Source organism: Ruegeria sp. CDSA021, from assembly GCF_059612325.1.
Genome location: NZ_JBXWQJ010000003.1, coordinates 126,812 through 141,492, shown reverse-complemented (window position 1 = coordinate 141,492; position 14,681 = coordinate 126,812). Strand labels below are relative to the sequence as shown.

At 58.0% G+C, this 14,681-nt stretch carries 10 protein-coding genes; 5 read left to right on the top strand and 5 right to left on the bottom strand.

Annotation, left to right across the window (positions count from 1 at the left end):
• Positions 1 to 4: 4 nt before the first annotated feature.
• Genes AC2FLD_RS05125 through mraZ form a run of 4 tightly spaced genes read right to left on the bottom strand, consistent with a single transcriptional unit; the run spans position 5 to position 3,654 of the window.
• Positions 5 to 1,792: a peptidoglycan D,D-transpeptidase FtsI family protein gene (locus AC2FLD_RS05125; protein ID WP_496667792.1), complete on the bottom strand. Its 1,788-nt coding sequence runs from the start codon at positions 1,790 to 1,792 to the stop codon at positions 5 to 7.
• The gene (ftsL, locus tag AC2FLD_RS05120; protein ID WP_496667791.1) at positions 1,789 to 2,157 is read right to left on the bottom strand and encodes a cell division protein FtsL; all 369 of its coding nucleotides are present in this window, start codon (positions 2,155 to 2,157) and stop codon (positions 1,789 to 1,791) included. Before ftsL ends, AC2FLD_RS05125 begins: the two co-directional genes overlap by 4 nt.
• Positions 2,154 to 3,146, bottom strand: coding sequence for a 16S rRNA (cytosine(1402)-N(4))-methyltransferase RsmH (rsmH, locus tag AC2FLD_RS05115; RefSeq protein WP_496667790.1), 993 nt, complete (start codon positions 3,144 to 3,146; stop codon positions 2,154 to 2,156). Before rsmH ends, ftsL begins: the two co-directional genes overlap by 4 nt.
• 4 nt (positions 3,147 to 3,150) lie before the next feature.
• Positions 3,151 to 3,654 (bottom strand): division/cell wall cluster transcriptional repressor MraZ, encoded by a 504-nt coding sequence (gene mraZ, locus AC2FLD_RS05110; protein ID WP_083445187.1) that lies wholly within the window; start codon positions 3,652 to 3,654, stop codon positions 3,151 to 3,153.
• A 989-nt stretch (positions 3,655 to 4,643) separates the two neighbouring features.
• Here mraZ and AC2FLD_RS05105 point away from each other — a divergent pair.
• Together AC2FLD_RS05105 and AC2FLD_RS05100 are read left to right on the top strand one after the other, a co-directional pair.
• Positions 4,644 to 4,868 (top strand): DUF1127 domain-containing protein, encoded by a 225-nt coding sequence (locus AC2FLD_RS05105; RefSeq protein ID WP_496667990.1) that lies wholly within the window; start codon positions 4,644 to 4,646, stop codon positions 4,866 to 4,868.
• A gap of 370 nt (positions 4,869 to 5,238) precedes the next feature.
• Positions 5,239 to 5,529 (top strand): DUF1330 domain-containing protein, encoded by a 291-nt coding sequence (locus AC2FLD_RS05100; RefSeq protein WP_496667789.1) that lies wholly within the window; start codon positions 5,239 to 5,241, stop codon positions 5,527 to 5,529.
• Between the two features lie 4 nt (positions 5,530 to 5,533).
• Here AC2FLD_RS05100 and AC2FLD_RS05095 read toward each other — a convergent pair whose 3' ends face one another.
• Positions 5,534 to 7,930 (bottom strand): ATP-dependent helicase, encoded by a 2,397-nt coding sequence (locus AC2FLD_RS05095; RefSeq protein WP_496667788.1) that lies wholly within the window; start codon positions 7,928 to 7,930, stop codon positions 5,534 to 5,536.
• A gap of 179 nt (positions 7,931 to 8,109) precedes the next feature.
• Between AC2FLD_RS05095 and AC2FLD_RS05090 the strand changes: the two genes are divergently transcribed.
• The 3 genes from AC2FLD_RS05090 (at position 8,110) to AC2FLD_RS05080 (ending at position 14,643) form a co-directional block, all read left to right on the top strand.
• Positions 8,110 to 9,885, top strand: coding sequence for a sensor domain-containing diguanylate cyclase (locus tag AC2FLD_RS05090; protein WP_496667787.1), 1,776 nt, complete (start codon positions 8,110 to 8,112; stop codon positions 9,883 to 9,885).
• Positions 9,886 to 9,924: 39 nt separating this feature from the next.
• Positions 9,925 to 11,052: an alpha-hydroxy acid oxidase gene (locus AC2FLD_RS05085; RefSeq protein ID WP_496667786.1), complete on the top strand. Its 1,128-nt coding sequence runs from the start codon at positions 9,925 to 9,927 to the stop codon at positions 11,050 to 11,052.
• Positions 11,053 to 11,205: 153 nt separating this feature from the next.
• Positions 11,206 to 14,643, top strand: coding sequence for a pyruvate carboxylase (locus AC2FLD_RS05080; protein ID WP_496667785.1), 3,438 nt, complete (start codon positions 11,206 to 11,208; stop codon positions 14,641 to 14,643).
• The last annotated feature ends 38 nt before the right edge of the window (positions 14,644 to 14,681 follow it).

Below are 14,681 nucleotides of genomic sequence, written 5' to 3'. Positions count from 1 at the left end.
CAGCCTAGTTTGAGGTCAGCGTTATAGCAGCGCCCGCCTCAGGCTCAAGCCGGGGACGCAGGCCCAGCAACGGCGCGACGCGACTAATAAGTTCGGCGGCGACCGGCACGGCAGTCCAGCCCGCAGTGCGGCGCTTTTCGCCATATGCCACGATCGAAGGCTCGTCCAACGTGACGATCAGAACGTATTTCGGATCATAGGCCGGGAAGATTGTCGCAAAGGTCGCGATGACCTTGTCATCGTAATACCCGCCGCGCGGCTTGGGCTTGTCCGCCGTACCAGTTTTGCCGGCCACATCGTAACCCTTAACCTCGGCAAAGCTGGCGGTGCCGTCTGTTACCACCTTGCGCAGCATTTTCTGTGCTTGGCGCGCGGTGTTTTCCGACAAAACGCGAGGGCCGTATTGCGGGCCGTTTTTGCGCAGAATGGTCGGGCTGACATAGTGCCCGCCATTGGCAATGGCAGCGTACCCGGCGGCCAGATGCATCGGGCTGGTCGATAGACCATGGCCGTAGGAAATGGTCACTGTGCTCAGCTCACCCCATTTCTTGGGCCTGAGCGGCACCCCACCCTTGGCCTCGACAATTTCAAACGGTGTCGGGTCGAACATGCCCAGCGTATTCAGGAATTCCTGCTGCCGCTGCGCACCAATCTGCAAGGCAAGACGTCCCGTGCCCCGGTTCGAGCTGTGTACGATCACATCCGCAACACTGATCTTGCCGTAATTCTTGCCGTTAAACTCTCCAATGGGAAAGCGACCGATCTTCATCGGACCTGATGTGTCGATGATGGTATTGGAATTCACCAGCCCCAGCTGAACAGCCTGCGCCGCAGTGAAAATCTTGAAGACCGAGCCCAGTTCGTACACACCTTGCACGTACCGGTTGAACAGCGGGCTGTCTGATGGATCAAAACCTGAAGTCGGCGGGCGCGGGCGGTCGTTCGGATCAAACGAAGGCAGAGACGCAGCCGACACGACCTCGCCCGTATGCGCGTTCATCAAAACAGCCGACGCGCCCTTGGCGTTCATGATCTTCATGCCGCCATACAGCACCTGTTCAACAGCCGCCTGAATTGTCAGGTCCAGCGACAATTGCAGCGGCTTGTTGCCGTTGGCCGGGTCACGCAGATAGTCGTCGAACTGTTTCTCTACACCTGCCACACCGATCACTTCGGCAGCGCTGACGCCTTCACGACCAAAACCGGACCCGCCCAGAATATGCGCGGCAAGCCTGCCGTTGGGATAAAGACGCATTTCGCGCGGACCAAACAGAATGCCCGGATCGCCGATGTCATGGACGGCCTGCTTCTGCTCGGGCGAGATACGTTTCTTGATCCACAGGAACTTGCGCTTACTGGTGAAATCCTTGACCAAACGCTCTTTGTCCAGATCAGGGAAGATTGCCACCAGCTGATCTGCAGCGGCAATCGGGTCGATCATCAACGGCGGCTGCGCGTAGACCGAATAAGTGTCCAGATTGGTCGCCAGAATACGCCCTTCGCGGTCGACGATATTGGCACGCTGCATGGCAATGGTCGCACCCGGCGCACTTGCCACGGGCTCTTGCGCCTCGGACGTGGCCAGCATTCCCATGCGCACGCCAACAACCGAGAAGGCGCAGAAGAAGAATAACCCCAGCACCAATAGGCGCCCTTCGGCGCGGGCGCGGGCGCGGTCTTTCATGTCTTCGTGGCGTTTACGGATGTTTTCCCGCTCGATCGCCTTGGGGTTTTCGCCCCGGGCGCGAGCGTCGAGGATTCGGGCCAGCGGGCGCAGCGGCGTGCGAGTCATGGAATCTGCACCTCGCCCAAAGCCTGAATGTCTGTGATGGCCTGCAGTTCAATAGGATCCACAATGGGCAGATCGGGGTCTTCGGCATAGGCAATCTGGTCGGCACGCCCAAACTGTTCTGCCCGCAGCGGCAGCAGAGCCAGACGTTCAAAGTTCAAATCTGCCAATTCGCGCAGCCGGTCGGGGCGGTTCAGATAAGCCCATTCGGCGTTCAGGACAGCCAACCGAACCTGCGCCATGCCAATCTCGCGCTGTAGTTTCTGAGTTTCCTTCACCACCTGCTGGGTGCGGTAGTTTTCCTGATAGGCCCACAGCGCCAATCCAAAAACGGACAGAGCGGTCAACACATACAAAATACTCTTCATCTTGCCCTTCCCCCCAGTTGCGGCATCCCAATCGCACGGGCCTCAATTTCCCCTGATGGTGCCTCGGTTCGGATCGCCACGCGCAGCTTGGCCGAGCGCGCGCGGGGGTTTTCCTGCAACTCCTGCTCATCCGGCCCTACGGCCTTACGGGTCTTCAGCGTGAATTGCGGCTGGTCCTGCTCGATTTCGGGCGCATATCGGTTCGCACGCCCTGTCTTGCCCGCGCGGGACTGAAAGAACCGCTTTACCATCCGATCCTCGATGGAATGGAAGGTCACCACGGCCAGTTGCCCGCCAGGCTTTAACACCCTCTCCGCCGCCATCAATCCTTGAAACAGCTCTTCATATTCGGCATTCACAGCGATCCGCAGCCCTTGAAAGCTGCGCGTCGCCGGGTGAGATTGCCCCGGCTTGGGTCGCGGCAGGCAGGATTCTATGATCCCGGTCAGGCGCAAGGTCGTGGTGATTGGGTCTTCGGCCCGCGCCTTGACGATGGCTTTGGCGATTCGACGACTTGCGCGCTCCTCTCCGAAATGGAACAGGATATCAGCCAGTTGCGCCTCACTCGCCGCGTTGATCAAATCCGCTGCGCTTTCACCCTCCTGGCTCATCCGCATGTCCAATGGGCCGTCCTTCATGAAGGAAAAGCCACGTTCGGCCTGATCCAGCTGCATCGAAGACACACCAAGGTCCAGCACAACGCCGTCCAGATCCTGTGCGTATTCGTCCATCCGCGAGAACACACCGGACTGCATCACCAGCCTGCCGCCATACTCTCCGGCCCAATCCGCAGCCATTTCAAAGGCAAGTGGATCACGGTCCACGCCGATGACCTTGTCAGCCCCCGTATCCAACAACCCGCGCGTGTATCCGCCTGCCCCAAAGGTGCCGTCCAACCAAACGCCGGACACCGGAGACACCGCAGCCAGCAATGGGCGCAGCAAAACAGGAATATGAGGTTTATCGGAGAGAGGGACAGCGCCGGACATGCCGTCACGCGTCCCCGACGCCATCGAGATAGACCATCGGGTCGAAATCGTCGGGCAGATCGTCCATCCATTCTTCGGCTTTGGCCAGTTCCTCGACTTCGTAGGTCTCGGGCTTCCAAATCTGGAACGTGTCACCGGCAGCGATAAAGAAGGCCTCGCTCTCCAGATCGATCTTGGTGCGTAGCTTGGCGGGCAGAACCAGACGCCCGGTTTCATCCACGTTTGTCGGGAAAGACTGACCGTGGAACATGCGTTGCAACATCTTGCGCTCCATCGAGCCACGCGGAAGCGCGTCGATTTTGGCATCGACCTCGTCAATCGCCTGCATGGTATAACATTCAAGGTATTTGCGACGGTGATCGCCGTACACAATCACGAGTTCAGGATTGTCACCAGGCTGCCAGTTGGGATCGGAAGCTTCAAGCACACGGCGAAACGAGGCCGGGATCGAGACCCTGCCCTTCGTGTCCACCTTATGGTGGCTTTCACCTCTAAACCTGCGCGCCAAGACGACTGTCCCTTTCGCTTGCGCCCCATTTAAAATTCACGTCCCCAGAAGGTAAAAACGGCGGGTTGATCTGCTGCCACTGATCAACCCGCCGCATTGACCCGCTTTGCGGGATGTCCAGCTGCACGCGCCACCTGGGGGGATGTCTGCTCGCCCGCGCGCCGGATCTCTTGATTGATGAAAGCGAGATGCCTGTATGAAACCTGATTAGTATTTTTGGTTCGGGGTCGTTTGGTGCCCCTGCTGCCTCGTCCTCATCGGATGTACAAGGGATGCCATGGGAATTCATGGAAATCAATAGGAAATTTTTGATCGTGTCGCTTGAAGCACGGCATATCTATACTAAAACGGAAGAAATTCGGCATCAAGACACCATAATTAGAAGCGAACTGCCCAACAATATCAACATATAGAAAAAACGTACCGGCGAAAATTTCCCACGTTTTCCCAAAAAAATTTGAGATTTCTTATTCGGACTGGATTTTCTGGCCCACTGCAAGCAACCGGCCCATAGAATCGACTAAAGCAAAAGGGGGTTATAGGTGTCATTTCCCCACCTACACCAACACCGCCCACGATTTCCCATACGCAGTCACTTGCGACCGCAAAAGCGAGTCCCCGACCTGACTCCACCCCGAAAAACTGGAATCAACGAGACGATGCTACGCCTCCAAACGGCCAGTCGTTGGTGTCCTCCGGCACTTCAATGATCTGATGTCAGCATTTCACGTCGCACAAATTCACGCCGAACATGCTCAATTCAAAGGCACACCACCGCGTGGCGTTTTTCAAGGCCCTGACGGTGCCTCAGACAATACCTATATTTCAAAGGCGTATTTCACCGCCACGAAAAACCCGAACCAATCTATGCATTTGCTGCATGGCAGCATTGACGATGTGACCTATTGTGCAATCGCAGCATTTGCCTATTTTCAATCTCAAGCAAGGGCCGAGTGATATCGGTAACACAAGACAGACGGATGATGAAAATGGCAGTCGCAGGCACACATACAGCACATAAAAGCACAACGGCGTTTGGATTGACCGCATTGGTTGAGACCGCCAAGACCCGTTTTGTGCGCTATCGCATGTATCGCCAGACAGTTAACGAACTGTCCGGGCTGTCAAATCGTGAACTGACCGATCTGGGTCTGCACCGCTCGATGATCCGCCGGGTCGCGCTGCAGGCCGCAGAAGACCACACCGCGCGTTAAGCGCAAACAGATACAGAGATCAGGCCCTTCCTCCTCCCTTTGGGTCTGTAATCAGCGGCAACGTCTTTCCTCCTCCTTGACGTTGCCGCACCTTATACCGGCCTCAAGATGCCGGAACCTGATACATCAGGGCTCTCCTCCTCCCTGCCTTGATGTTGAAAGCGCGCGGCGACGCATTCCTCCTCCCTAGCGTCGCCGCGTCTTCCTCATACCGGGCTCAGACCCGGGTTCGCATACGTCAGGGCTCTCCTCCTCCCTGCTCTGATGTTGACAAGACGGCGGTTCCCTTCCTCCTCCCTGGGAACCGCCGTTTTTTGTTTTTTCGACACTGGTGTAAGATGGCCTTCTGATTTCTGATCCGGAGGACGCCATGGCAGCCTATTTCATCGCGCAGATCGACATCCACGACCCGGACGGGTATCAGGATTATCTGGCGGGCTTCATGCCAATCTTTGACCGCCACGGAGGCCGCTTGCTGACGGTCTCGTCGAAACCGGTCGAACAGATTGAAGGCGGTTGGCCGGAAGGTGGAATTGTGCTGATGGAGTTTCCAGACCTTGCTGCGGCGAAAGCCTGGAAAGACGACCCCGATTACATCGAGCTAGCGAAGATCCGGCAAGCCACCGCCTCGACCAACCTGGTTCTGGTCGAAGGAATCTGACACCTCAGAACGGGACGTCATCCTTGTTGGTCAGGAAACGCGAGACCACTTTCTTGGTTCCCGCCTTGTCAAAATCGACCTCGACCTTGTCGCCCTCGATCCCGATCACCGCGCCGTAGCCGAATTTCTGATGGAAAACACGCTCACCCAGCGTGAAACTGGCCAATGCGGTGGCGTCAATCACCGTGCTCCGGCTTTCTTTCGGCTGCGACATGCCATATTGACCTTGCCGCGCCTGCAACCGTTTCCAGCCTGGTGAGTTGTAGACATTGGCTTCGGCTGCGCGGGTTTCGATTCCCGCGGTCCGGTGCCCGCCGCCATAAAGACCAGGGGGCGTCAGCACCTCAACGTGGTCTTCCGGCAATTCATCGATGAAGCGCGAAGGCATGGAGTTCTGCCATTGCCCGAACACCCGCCGATTGGCAGCAAAGGAAATCGTACATACCTCTTCAGCGCGGGTGATGCCGACATAGGCCAGACGGCGCTCTTCCTCGAGCCCTTTGAGGCCGGATTCGTCCATTGACCGTTGCGACGGGAACAAGCCGTCCTCCCACCCCGGCAGGAAGACCACCGGGAATTCAAGCCCCTTGGCTGCGTGCAGGGTCATGATCGACACCTTCGCTCCGTCGCTGTCTTGTTCGTTGTCCATGACAAGACTGACATGTTCCAGAAACCCTTGCAGGTTTTCGAAATTGTCCAGCTGGTTGACCAGTTCTTTCAGGTTTTCCAGACGCCCAGGCGCTTCGGGGGTCTTGTCGTTCTGCCAATGGGAGGTATAGCCGGATTCATCGAGGATGATCTGCGCCAACTCGATATGCGTATGTTCGGGCGCGCCGAACCGCATGGGGGATATCCCGTCATCGATCACCGAATCGTCTTCGACTTCGATCCGGGGGCCGCGCGTCATCGCGTTCCACCGGGCCAGCCCATCGATCAACTCGCGCAGCGCTTTGCCACCCTTCCCCTTGATCAACCCATTATCGACCGCGATCCGCGCGCCCTCGACCAGAGGCACCCCGTTCTCACGCGCTGTCATCTGAATCGTCTGCTGCGCCTTGTCACCAAGGCCGCGTTTCGGGGTGTTTACGATGCGCTCAAAGGCAAGATCATCCTCGGGGCTGACGACCAGCCGGAAATAGGCCATGGCATCGCGAATCTCCATGCGTTCATAGAATCGCGGGCCGCCGATCACCTTGTAGGGCAGACCGATGGTCAGGAACCGATCCTCGAACGCGCGCATCTGGTGCGAGGCACGGACCAGAATAGCCATCTCATCAAGGTTCACAGGGCGGATGCCACGTGTGCCGCCCTGCATCGCGTCGATTTCTTCACCGATCCAGCGGGCCTCTTCCTCGCCATCCCAATGGCCGATCAGGTTGACCTTGTGGCCATCATCCGCATCAGTCCAAAGCTCTTTGCCCAGACGGTTTTCATTGCCCCGAATAACGTTCGATGCAGCCGCCAAAATATGCGGGGTCGAGCGATAGTTCTGCTCCAGCCGCACCACATATGCGCCCGGGAAGTCCTTTTCGAACCGCAAGATGTTGCCTACCTCGGCCCCGCGCCAGCCATAGATCGACTGATCGTCATCACCCACACAGCAAATGTTTTTGTGCCCCCCGGCCAGCAACCGCAGCCACAGGTATTGGGCGACGTTTGTGTCCTGATACTCATCCACCAAAATATAGCGGAACCAGCGCTGGTATTGCTCCAACACGTCCGGTTGGGTCTGGAAGATCGTGACCACGTGCAGCAGCAGGTCGCCGAAATCCACCGCGTTCAACTCACGTAGACGGGTCTGGTATTGAGCATAAAGCTCAATGCCTTTGTTGTTGTAGGCCACGGCATCTGCGGTTGGTACCTTCTCCGGTGTCAGCGCGCGGTTCTTCCAATCGTCGATGATCCCCAGCAGCATCCGCGCTGGCCAGCGTTTGTCATCGATATTGGCGGCCTGTACCAGTTGTTTGAGCAGGCGAAGCTGATCATCAGTATCCAGAATGGTGAAATTCGACTTCAAGCCAGCCAGCTCCGCATGGCGGCGCAACAGCTTGACGCAGATCGAATGAAACGTGCCCAGCCACGGCATCCCTTCGGCAGGCTGACCCAGCAGGCGACCGACCCGTTCTTTCATCTCGCGCGCGGCCTTGTTGGTAAACGTCACCGACAGAATCTCATTCGGACGGGCCCGCGCCGTATTGAGCAAATGCGCGATCCGGGCAGTGAGGGCCTTGGTCTTGCCCGTCCCTGCCCCGGCCAGCATCAGAACCGGACCGTCCAGACGCTCAACTGCGTCCCGCTGCGCCGGGTTCAACTCATCCAGGTAGGGCGAAGGGCGCACGGCCATTGCCCGCGCCGACAGCGATGCGCCTTCGAAGGCGTCCATTTCGTCAAAACTGCTCATGGATCCAAACTACGCCGGATGCGCGCCGAGGGAAAGAGTTTGTTCACGGCTTGTTCACAAGCTTTTGCACTTCTTTTTCCATTCAATCCTAAACAAATACGCCGCTGCCCTGAGCGCCTGTTAACCCTCTGTCAAATCTTGGATCGGATGCTTGTCTGAGTGTTGTGGGAGCGGAAAAAATGGAACAGGTGGAACCGACTGGTCAGTCATCAAGGCTGAAATTGGTGGGTGTGACCGTAATGATGCTTGCGCTGACGGCAGCAGCAGGCTGGGGAATCTATGCCGTTCCCGCACCGGTGGTTGATCGCATGCTGGAATCCGACCTGCGAAAAAGGGCAATGCAGATGAGCCGTCAGGTCGAAAGCCACCTGAGCGATCTGAATGCTACTTTCCGTTTTCACGCATTGACCGAGCATGATGAAGAATTTCTGGAGCTGTTGCCCGAAACCTCGGACATCTATCGCTTCAAGCTGTTTGATGCTTCGGGGCACGTTTTCTGGTCGACACGTACAAATGATATTGGAACCGTGAACACACAACCGTTTTTCCAGTCGGTCGTCGCGGCCGGCGGTCTCTATTACAAACACGAAGAGAAACCGATCACGGAAATAGATTCGTTTGATCCCGATCATGCCGGAGATACAGGCCTAAGCAGTCGTCACGTGGCCGAGGTTCACACACCGATCATCAAGGATGCGGTGTTTCTGGGGGCTATCGAATTCTATTCGGATATTACAGACCTCAGGAACCTGTTTATCTCCCGCGTCCGCATTTCTCTGGCGTTTTTGAGCGGAGTCGCCTTGCTGGCACTGACCACCGTCATCCTGATTGTCCACCGCACCAACCGCCGTCAGGTGCGTGATCTGCGCAAACGTGCCGAAAAAGAACGTGAGCTGATGGATGAACAACTGCGCCTGGCTCGAGAGGTTCGCCTGCTCGGGGAATTGAACGAATGGTTGCAATCAAGTCGATCACTGGACGAGCTTTTCGAAATGGTCTCACGCTTTATGACCCACATTTTGCCTGAGTCGGAAGGCAGTGTTTATGTCTATTCGAACTCTCGCGATGTGCTGGATGGCTGCGCCAGCTGGAATGGCGGCGCGCACAAGGCGCATATCCATCCTGAAGGATGCTGGGGCTTGCGGCGCGGCAGGACCTATGAGTTCGGCGCATCCGAGATCGATTTTGTCTGCGAACATGCCGAACCGCATGACGGCCGACCCTATTTCTGCTTTCCCATTCTGGCACATGGCGAAACAGTTGGTCTTCTGCACCTTAGGGCAATCGAGGGGCGTGAGGATTGTTTCAACAAAAGCCGTAAATTGGCTCAATTGTGCGCCGAACAGATCAGCATGGCGATTGCCAATGTCCGCATGCGGGATCAGCTTCATGACCAATCGGTACGCGACCCGCTGACCGGATTGTTCAATCGCCGCCACATGACCGAAACGCTGCGCAAATCCATCAGCCGCTGCCAACAGACGGGCGCTGCGCTGAGCCTGATTGCGGTGGATGTCGATCACTTCAAGAAGTTCAACGATACACATGGGCATTATGCCGGTGACATGGTCTTGCGCGCGGTCGGCGCCGCGCTGGAGCAAGGCTGCGACAGGGACGAAATCGCCTGCCGCATCGGCGGCGAAGAATTCATGCTGATTCTGCCCGACAACAGCCCCGAAGACGCCGTAACTCGTGCCGAACAGATGCGTCAGGCGGTCGAAGCCGTAGCTGTACGCTATGGCGAGAAGGCTCTGCCCCGCATCACGATGTCGGTTGGGGTCGCGCATTACCCGGCCCATGGCACCATTCCACAGGACCTGATGCGTGCTGCCGACGACGCACTGTATGTTGCCAAGGATAAGGGTCGCAATCAGGTTCAGGTTGCCTGCGGAACCACGGATCCGGCTAAACGCGCAGGGCCTGAAAGCAAGCATCCCTCGACAGATGCAGCATAAAAACCTTGCCGAATCGCGTGGCGGATCGGATCAATCTGCATGGATCTGCACAGCACCTATCCCGGCATTCCGGACCTGAAACGACGCGCGCGCCGCCGCCTGCCGCATTTCGTGTGGGAGTATATCGACAGCGGAACCGGTATTGAAACGACGTTAAACCGCAACCGCATAGCGCTGGATGATGTCCGCCTTTCCCCCTCGATCCTGCACGGTGAGCTGGAGTTCGACACATCAAGGACGTGTCTGAGTACCGCTTGCCCATTGCCCTTCGGAATCGCCCCCATCGGGATGTCTGGACTGGTCTGGCCCGATGCGGAACGGCTGTTGGCGCAGGCCGCCGCGCAGGCGGGTATTCCCTATACCCTGTCCACCGTTGCCAGCCAAAGCCCCGAAGATTTGGCCCCGCATTTGGGACCAAACGCGTGGTTTCAGCTTTATCCACCGCGGGACCCCGAAATTCGCAAGGATATGCTGGATCGGGCGCGCCGGGCCGGATTTCGAACTCTGGTGCTGACCGTGGACGTCCCTGTTGCCTCGCGCAGGGAACGGCAAACCCGCTCAGGTCTCAGGCAGCCGCCAAAGCTGACGCCGCGCTTGCTGGCACAGATTGCGGCAAGACCCGCCTGGGCTATGGGGATGTTGCGCAACGGCGTGCCGCATATGCGCACTCTGGACAAGTACATCGAAAATCCCGGAGATCTGCCTCCGACGGCCCATGTCGGATACCTGTTAAGGACCTCGCCAGGGTTGGACTATGTCTCGTGGCTGCGCGATCATTGGGACGGACCTTTTGTTATAAAAGGCATCCTGCGCGCCGAAGACACAGAGCGTCTGGAACAGATCGGGGTGGACGCCCTTTGGGTCTCGAATCACGGTGGGCGTCAGTTTGACGCCGCTCCTGCCAGCATTGAGGTTCTTCCCTCGATCCGCAACACAACCCGCCTGCCCCTGATCTTTGACAGCGGTGTCGAAGGCGGGCTGGATATTCTGCGTGCGCTGACTCTGGGAGCGGATTTCGTCATGCTTGGGCGCGCATTCTTGTACGGATTGGCGGCACTTGGCGCGCGCGGACCCGCCCATGTCATCGATATTCTAAGACAGGATCTGCACGCAAATATGGGTCAGATGGGCCTGGCAGATTTGTCTCAATTTGAGAGAAAACGCTAAGTATTTGATGCTGCGGCGCGGCATAAGTATAAGAGCGCAGCGACCAAGGGCGTTTGCGAGCGGTAACATGCCGGTTCTACCCAGAAGAACGGATATACCTGCGCGTATTGTTCGCCCAAAGAGACGCCCAACCACAAAAGACCGGGACCTATTATGACAGACTTCTCCAAGATCCTGATCGCCAACCGCGGCGAGATTGCCATCCGCGTTATGCGCGCAGCAAATGAGATGGGAAAACGAACCGCCGCCGTTTACGCCGAAGAGGACAAACTGGGCTTGCACCGGTTCAAGGCGGACGAGGCGTATCAGATCGGTGAGGGCATGGGGCCGGTCGCGGCCTATCTGTCGATCGATGAGATAATCCGTGTTGCCAAGCAATGCGGCGCAGACGCGATCCACCCAGGCTATGGCCTGCTCTCCGAGAACCCGGATTTCGTAGATGCATGTGTCAAGAATGGCATCACTTTCATCGGCCCCAAGGCGGAAACCATGCGTGCACTAGGCGACAAGGCCAGCGCGCGGCGTGTCGCAATCGCGGCGGGTGTACCGGTCATTCCGGCAACCGAAGTGCTGGGCGATGACATGGATACCATCCGCAAAGAGGCCGCCGAGATCGGCTATCCGCTGATGCTCAAAGCCAGCTGGGGCGGTGGTGGTCGGGGAATGCGCCCGATCCAGTCGGAAGATGAGCTGGAAGAAAAAGTTCTGGAAGGTCGCCGCGAGGCCGAAGCCGCCTTTGGCAACGGCGAGGGATATCTGGAAAAGATGATCATCCACGCCCGCCATGTCGAGGTACAGATCCTGGGCGACAAGCATGGTGAGATCTATCACCTCTATGAACGCGACTGCTCGGTCCAGCGCCGGAACCAGAAAGTGGTCGAACGCGCCCCCGCCCCATACCTGAGCGAAGAGCAACGCGCCGAGATCTGCGAGCTGGGCCGCAAGATTTGTGCCCATGTGAACTATGAATGCGCTGGCACGGTCGAATTCCTGATGGATATGGAAACCGGCAAGTTCTACTTCATCGAAGTGAACCCGCGCGTACAGGTGGAACACACCGTGACTGAAGAAGTCACCGGCATCGACATTGTGCAGGCGCAGATCCTGATTGCGGAAGGCAAAACACTGGCCGAGGCCACCGGTGCAGCAAGTCAGGCAGACGTACATTTGACCGGTCATGCTCTGCAGACCCGGATCACGACCGAAGACCCGCAGAACAACTTCATCCCCGATTACGGCCGCATCACCGCCTATCGCTCGGCCACCGGCATGGGCATTCGTCTGGACGGCGGCACGGCGTATGCAGGTGGTGTGATCACGCGTTATTATGATTCGCTGCTGACCAAGGTAACGGCCAAAGCGCCTACCCCCGAAGCAGCGATTGCCCGCATGGACCGTGCGCTGCGCGAGTTCCGTATTCGTGGCGTCAGCACCAATATCGACTTCGTCATCAACCTGCTGAAGCACCCGACCTTCCTGTCGAATGAATACACTACCAAGTTCATTGACACGACGCCGGACCTGTTTGCCTTCAAGCGCCGCCGCGATCGGGGCACCAAGGTTCTGACTTATATCGCCGACATCACGGTGAACGGTCACCCCGAAACAAAGGATCGGCCAGAGCCGCGCGCCGATCTGAAAGAGGCCAAGCCCCCCGCGCAGAAGGCAGAGCCGCAAATGGGCACCCGCAACCTGCTGGAGCAGAAGGGCCCGCAGGCCGTGGCCGACTGGATGAAAGCGCAGCGTCAGCTGCTGATCACCGATACCACCATGCGCGACGGGCACCAGTCGCTGCTGGCAACCCGTATGCGCTCGATCGACATGATCAAGGTGGCCCCCACCTATGCCGCCAACCTGCCGCAACTGTTCTCGGTCGAATGCTGGGGGGGTGCGACCTTCGACGTGGCCTATCGCTTCCTGCAGGAATGCCCGTGGCAGCGCTTGCGTGACCTGCGCGAAGCGATGCCGAACTTGATGACCCAGATGTTGCTGCGCGGCGCGAACGGTGTGGGTTACACCAACTATCCCGACAACGTAGTGCAGGAATTTGTGCGTCAGGCGTCCAAAAATATCGACGTGTTCCGTGTGTTCGACTCGTTGAACTGGGTCGAGAACATGCGTGTGGCGATGGACGCCGTGGTAGAAAACGGCAAAATCTGCGAAGGTACCGTCTGTTACACCGGTGACATTCTAGACCCGGATCGTGCCAAATATGACCTGAAATATTATGTCGGCATGGCGAAAGAGCTGCGCGATGCCGGTGCACATATTCTGGGCCTGAAGGACATGGCTGGCCTGCTGAAACCGGCCTCAGCCAAGATCCTGATCCGCGCGTTGAAGGAAGAGGTCGGTCTGCCGATCCACTTCCACACCCATGACACTGCAGGTATTGCTAGCGCGACCATTCTGGCGGCGTCCGAGGCGGGCGTCGATGCGGTGGATTGCGCGATGGACAGCTTCTCGGGCAACACCAGCCAGGCAACGCTGGGCACCGTGGTCGAGGCGCTGCGCCATACCGACCGCGACACCGGGTTGGACATCAAGGCGATCCGCGAAATCAGCGATTACTTCGAGGTTGTACGCGGCCAGTACGCGGCCTTTGAATCCAGTCTCCAGGCTCCGGCATCGGAAGTCTATCTGCACGAGATGCCCGGAGGCCAGTTCACCAACCTCAAGGCGCAGGCGCGCAGCCTGGGGCTGGAAGAGCGCTGGCATGAGGTGGCGCAGATGTATGCGGACGTGAACCGGATGTTCGGCGATATCGTGAAGGTGACACCGTCGTCCAAGGTTGTTGGCGACATGGCACTGATGATGGTCAGCCAGAACATGACCCGCGAACAGGTCGAGGACCCGGGCACCGATGTGGCCTTCCCTGACTCGGTCGCAGACATGATGCGCGGCAATCTGGGTCAGCCTCCGGGCGGGTTCCCCGACACCATCATAAAGAAGGTGCTCAAGGACGAAGCCCCCAACACCGAACGCCCCGGCAAGGACGTGCCTGCGGTTGATCTTGAGGCCACCCGCGAAGAGCTGTCCAAGCAATTGGAAGGCAAAGAGGTCGATGACGAGGACCTGAACGGATACCTGATGTATCCCAAGGTCTTTTTGGACTACATTGGCCGTCACCGGGTTTATGGCCCGGTCCGCACCCTGCCCACGCGCACCTTTTTCTACGGCATGGAGCCGGGCGAAGAGATCACGGCGGAAATCGACCCGGGCAAGACGCTGGAAATACGCTGCCAGGCCATTGGCGAAACGGATGAAAAGGGCGAGGTTAAAGTGTTCTTTGAACTCAACGGCCAGCCGCGTGTCATCCGGGTTCCGAACCGGATGGTCACATCGACCACGCAGGCTCGGCCTAAGGCCGAGGTCGGCAACCCAGATCATGTCGGAGCCCCCATGCCGGGTGTTGTGGCCACTGTCGCCGTTACTGCGGGCCAACATGTCAAGGAAGGCGACATGCTGCTGACCATCGAGGCGATGAAGATGGAAACCGGTATCCACGCCGAGCGCGACGCGACGGTCAAAGCGGTTCATGTGCAGCCCGGCGGCCAGATTGACGCAAAGGACCTTCTGGTCGAGCTGGAATAAGCTGCAGAACCTTCTACAGTTCAAAGGGCCGCGCGGGA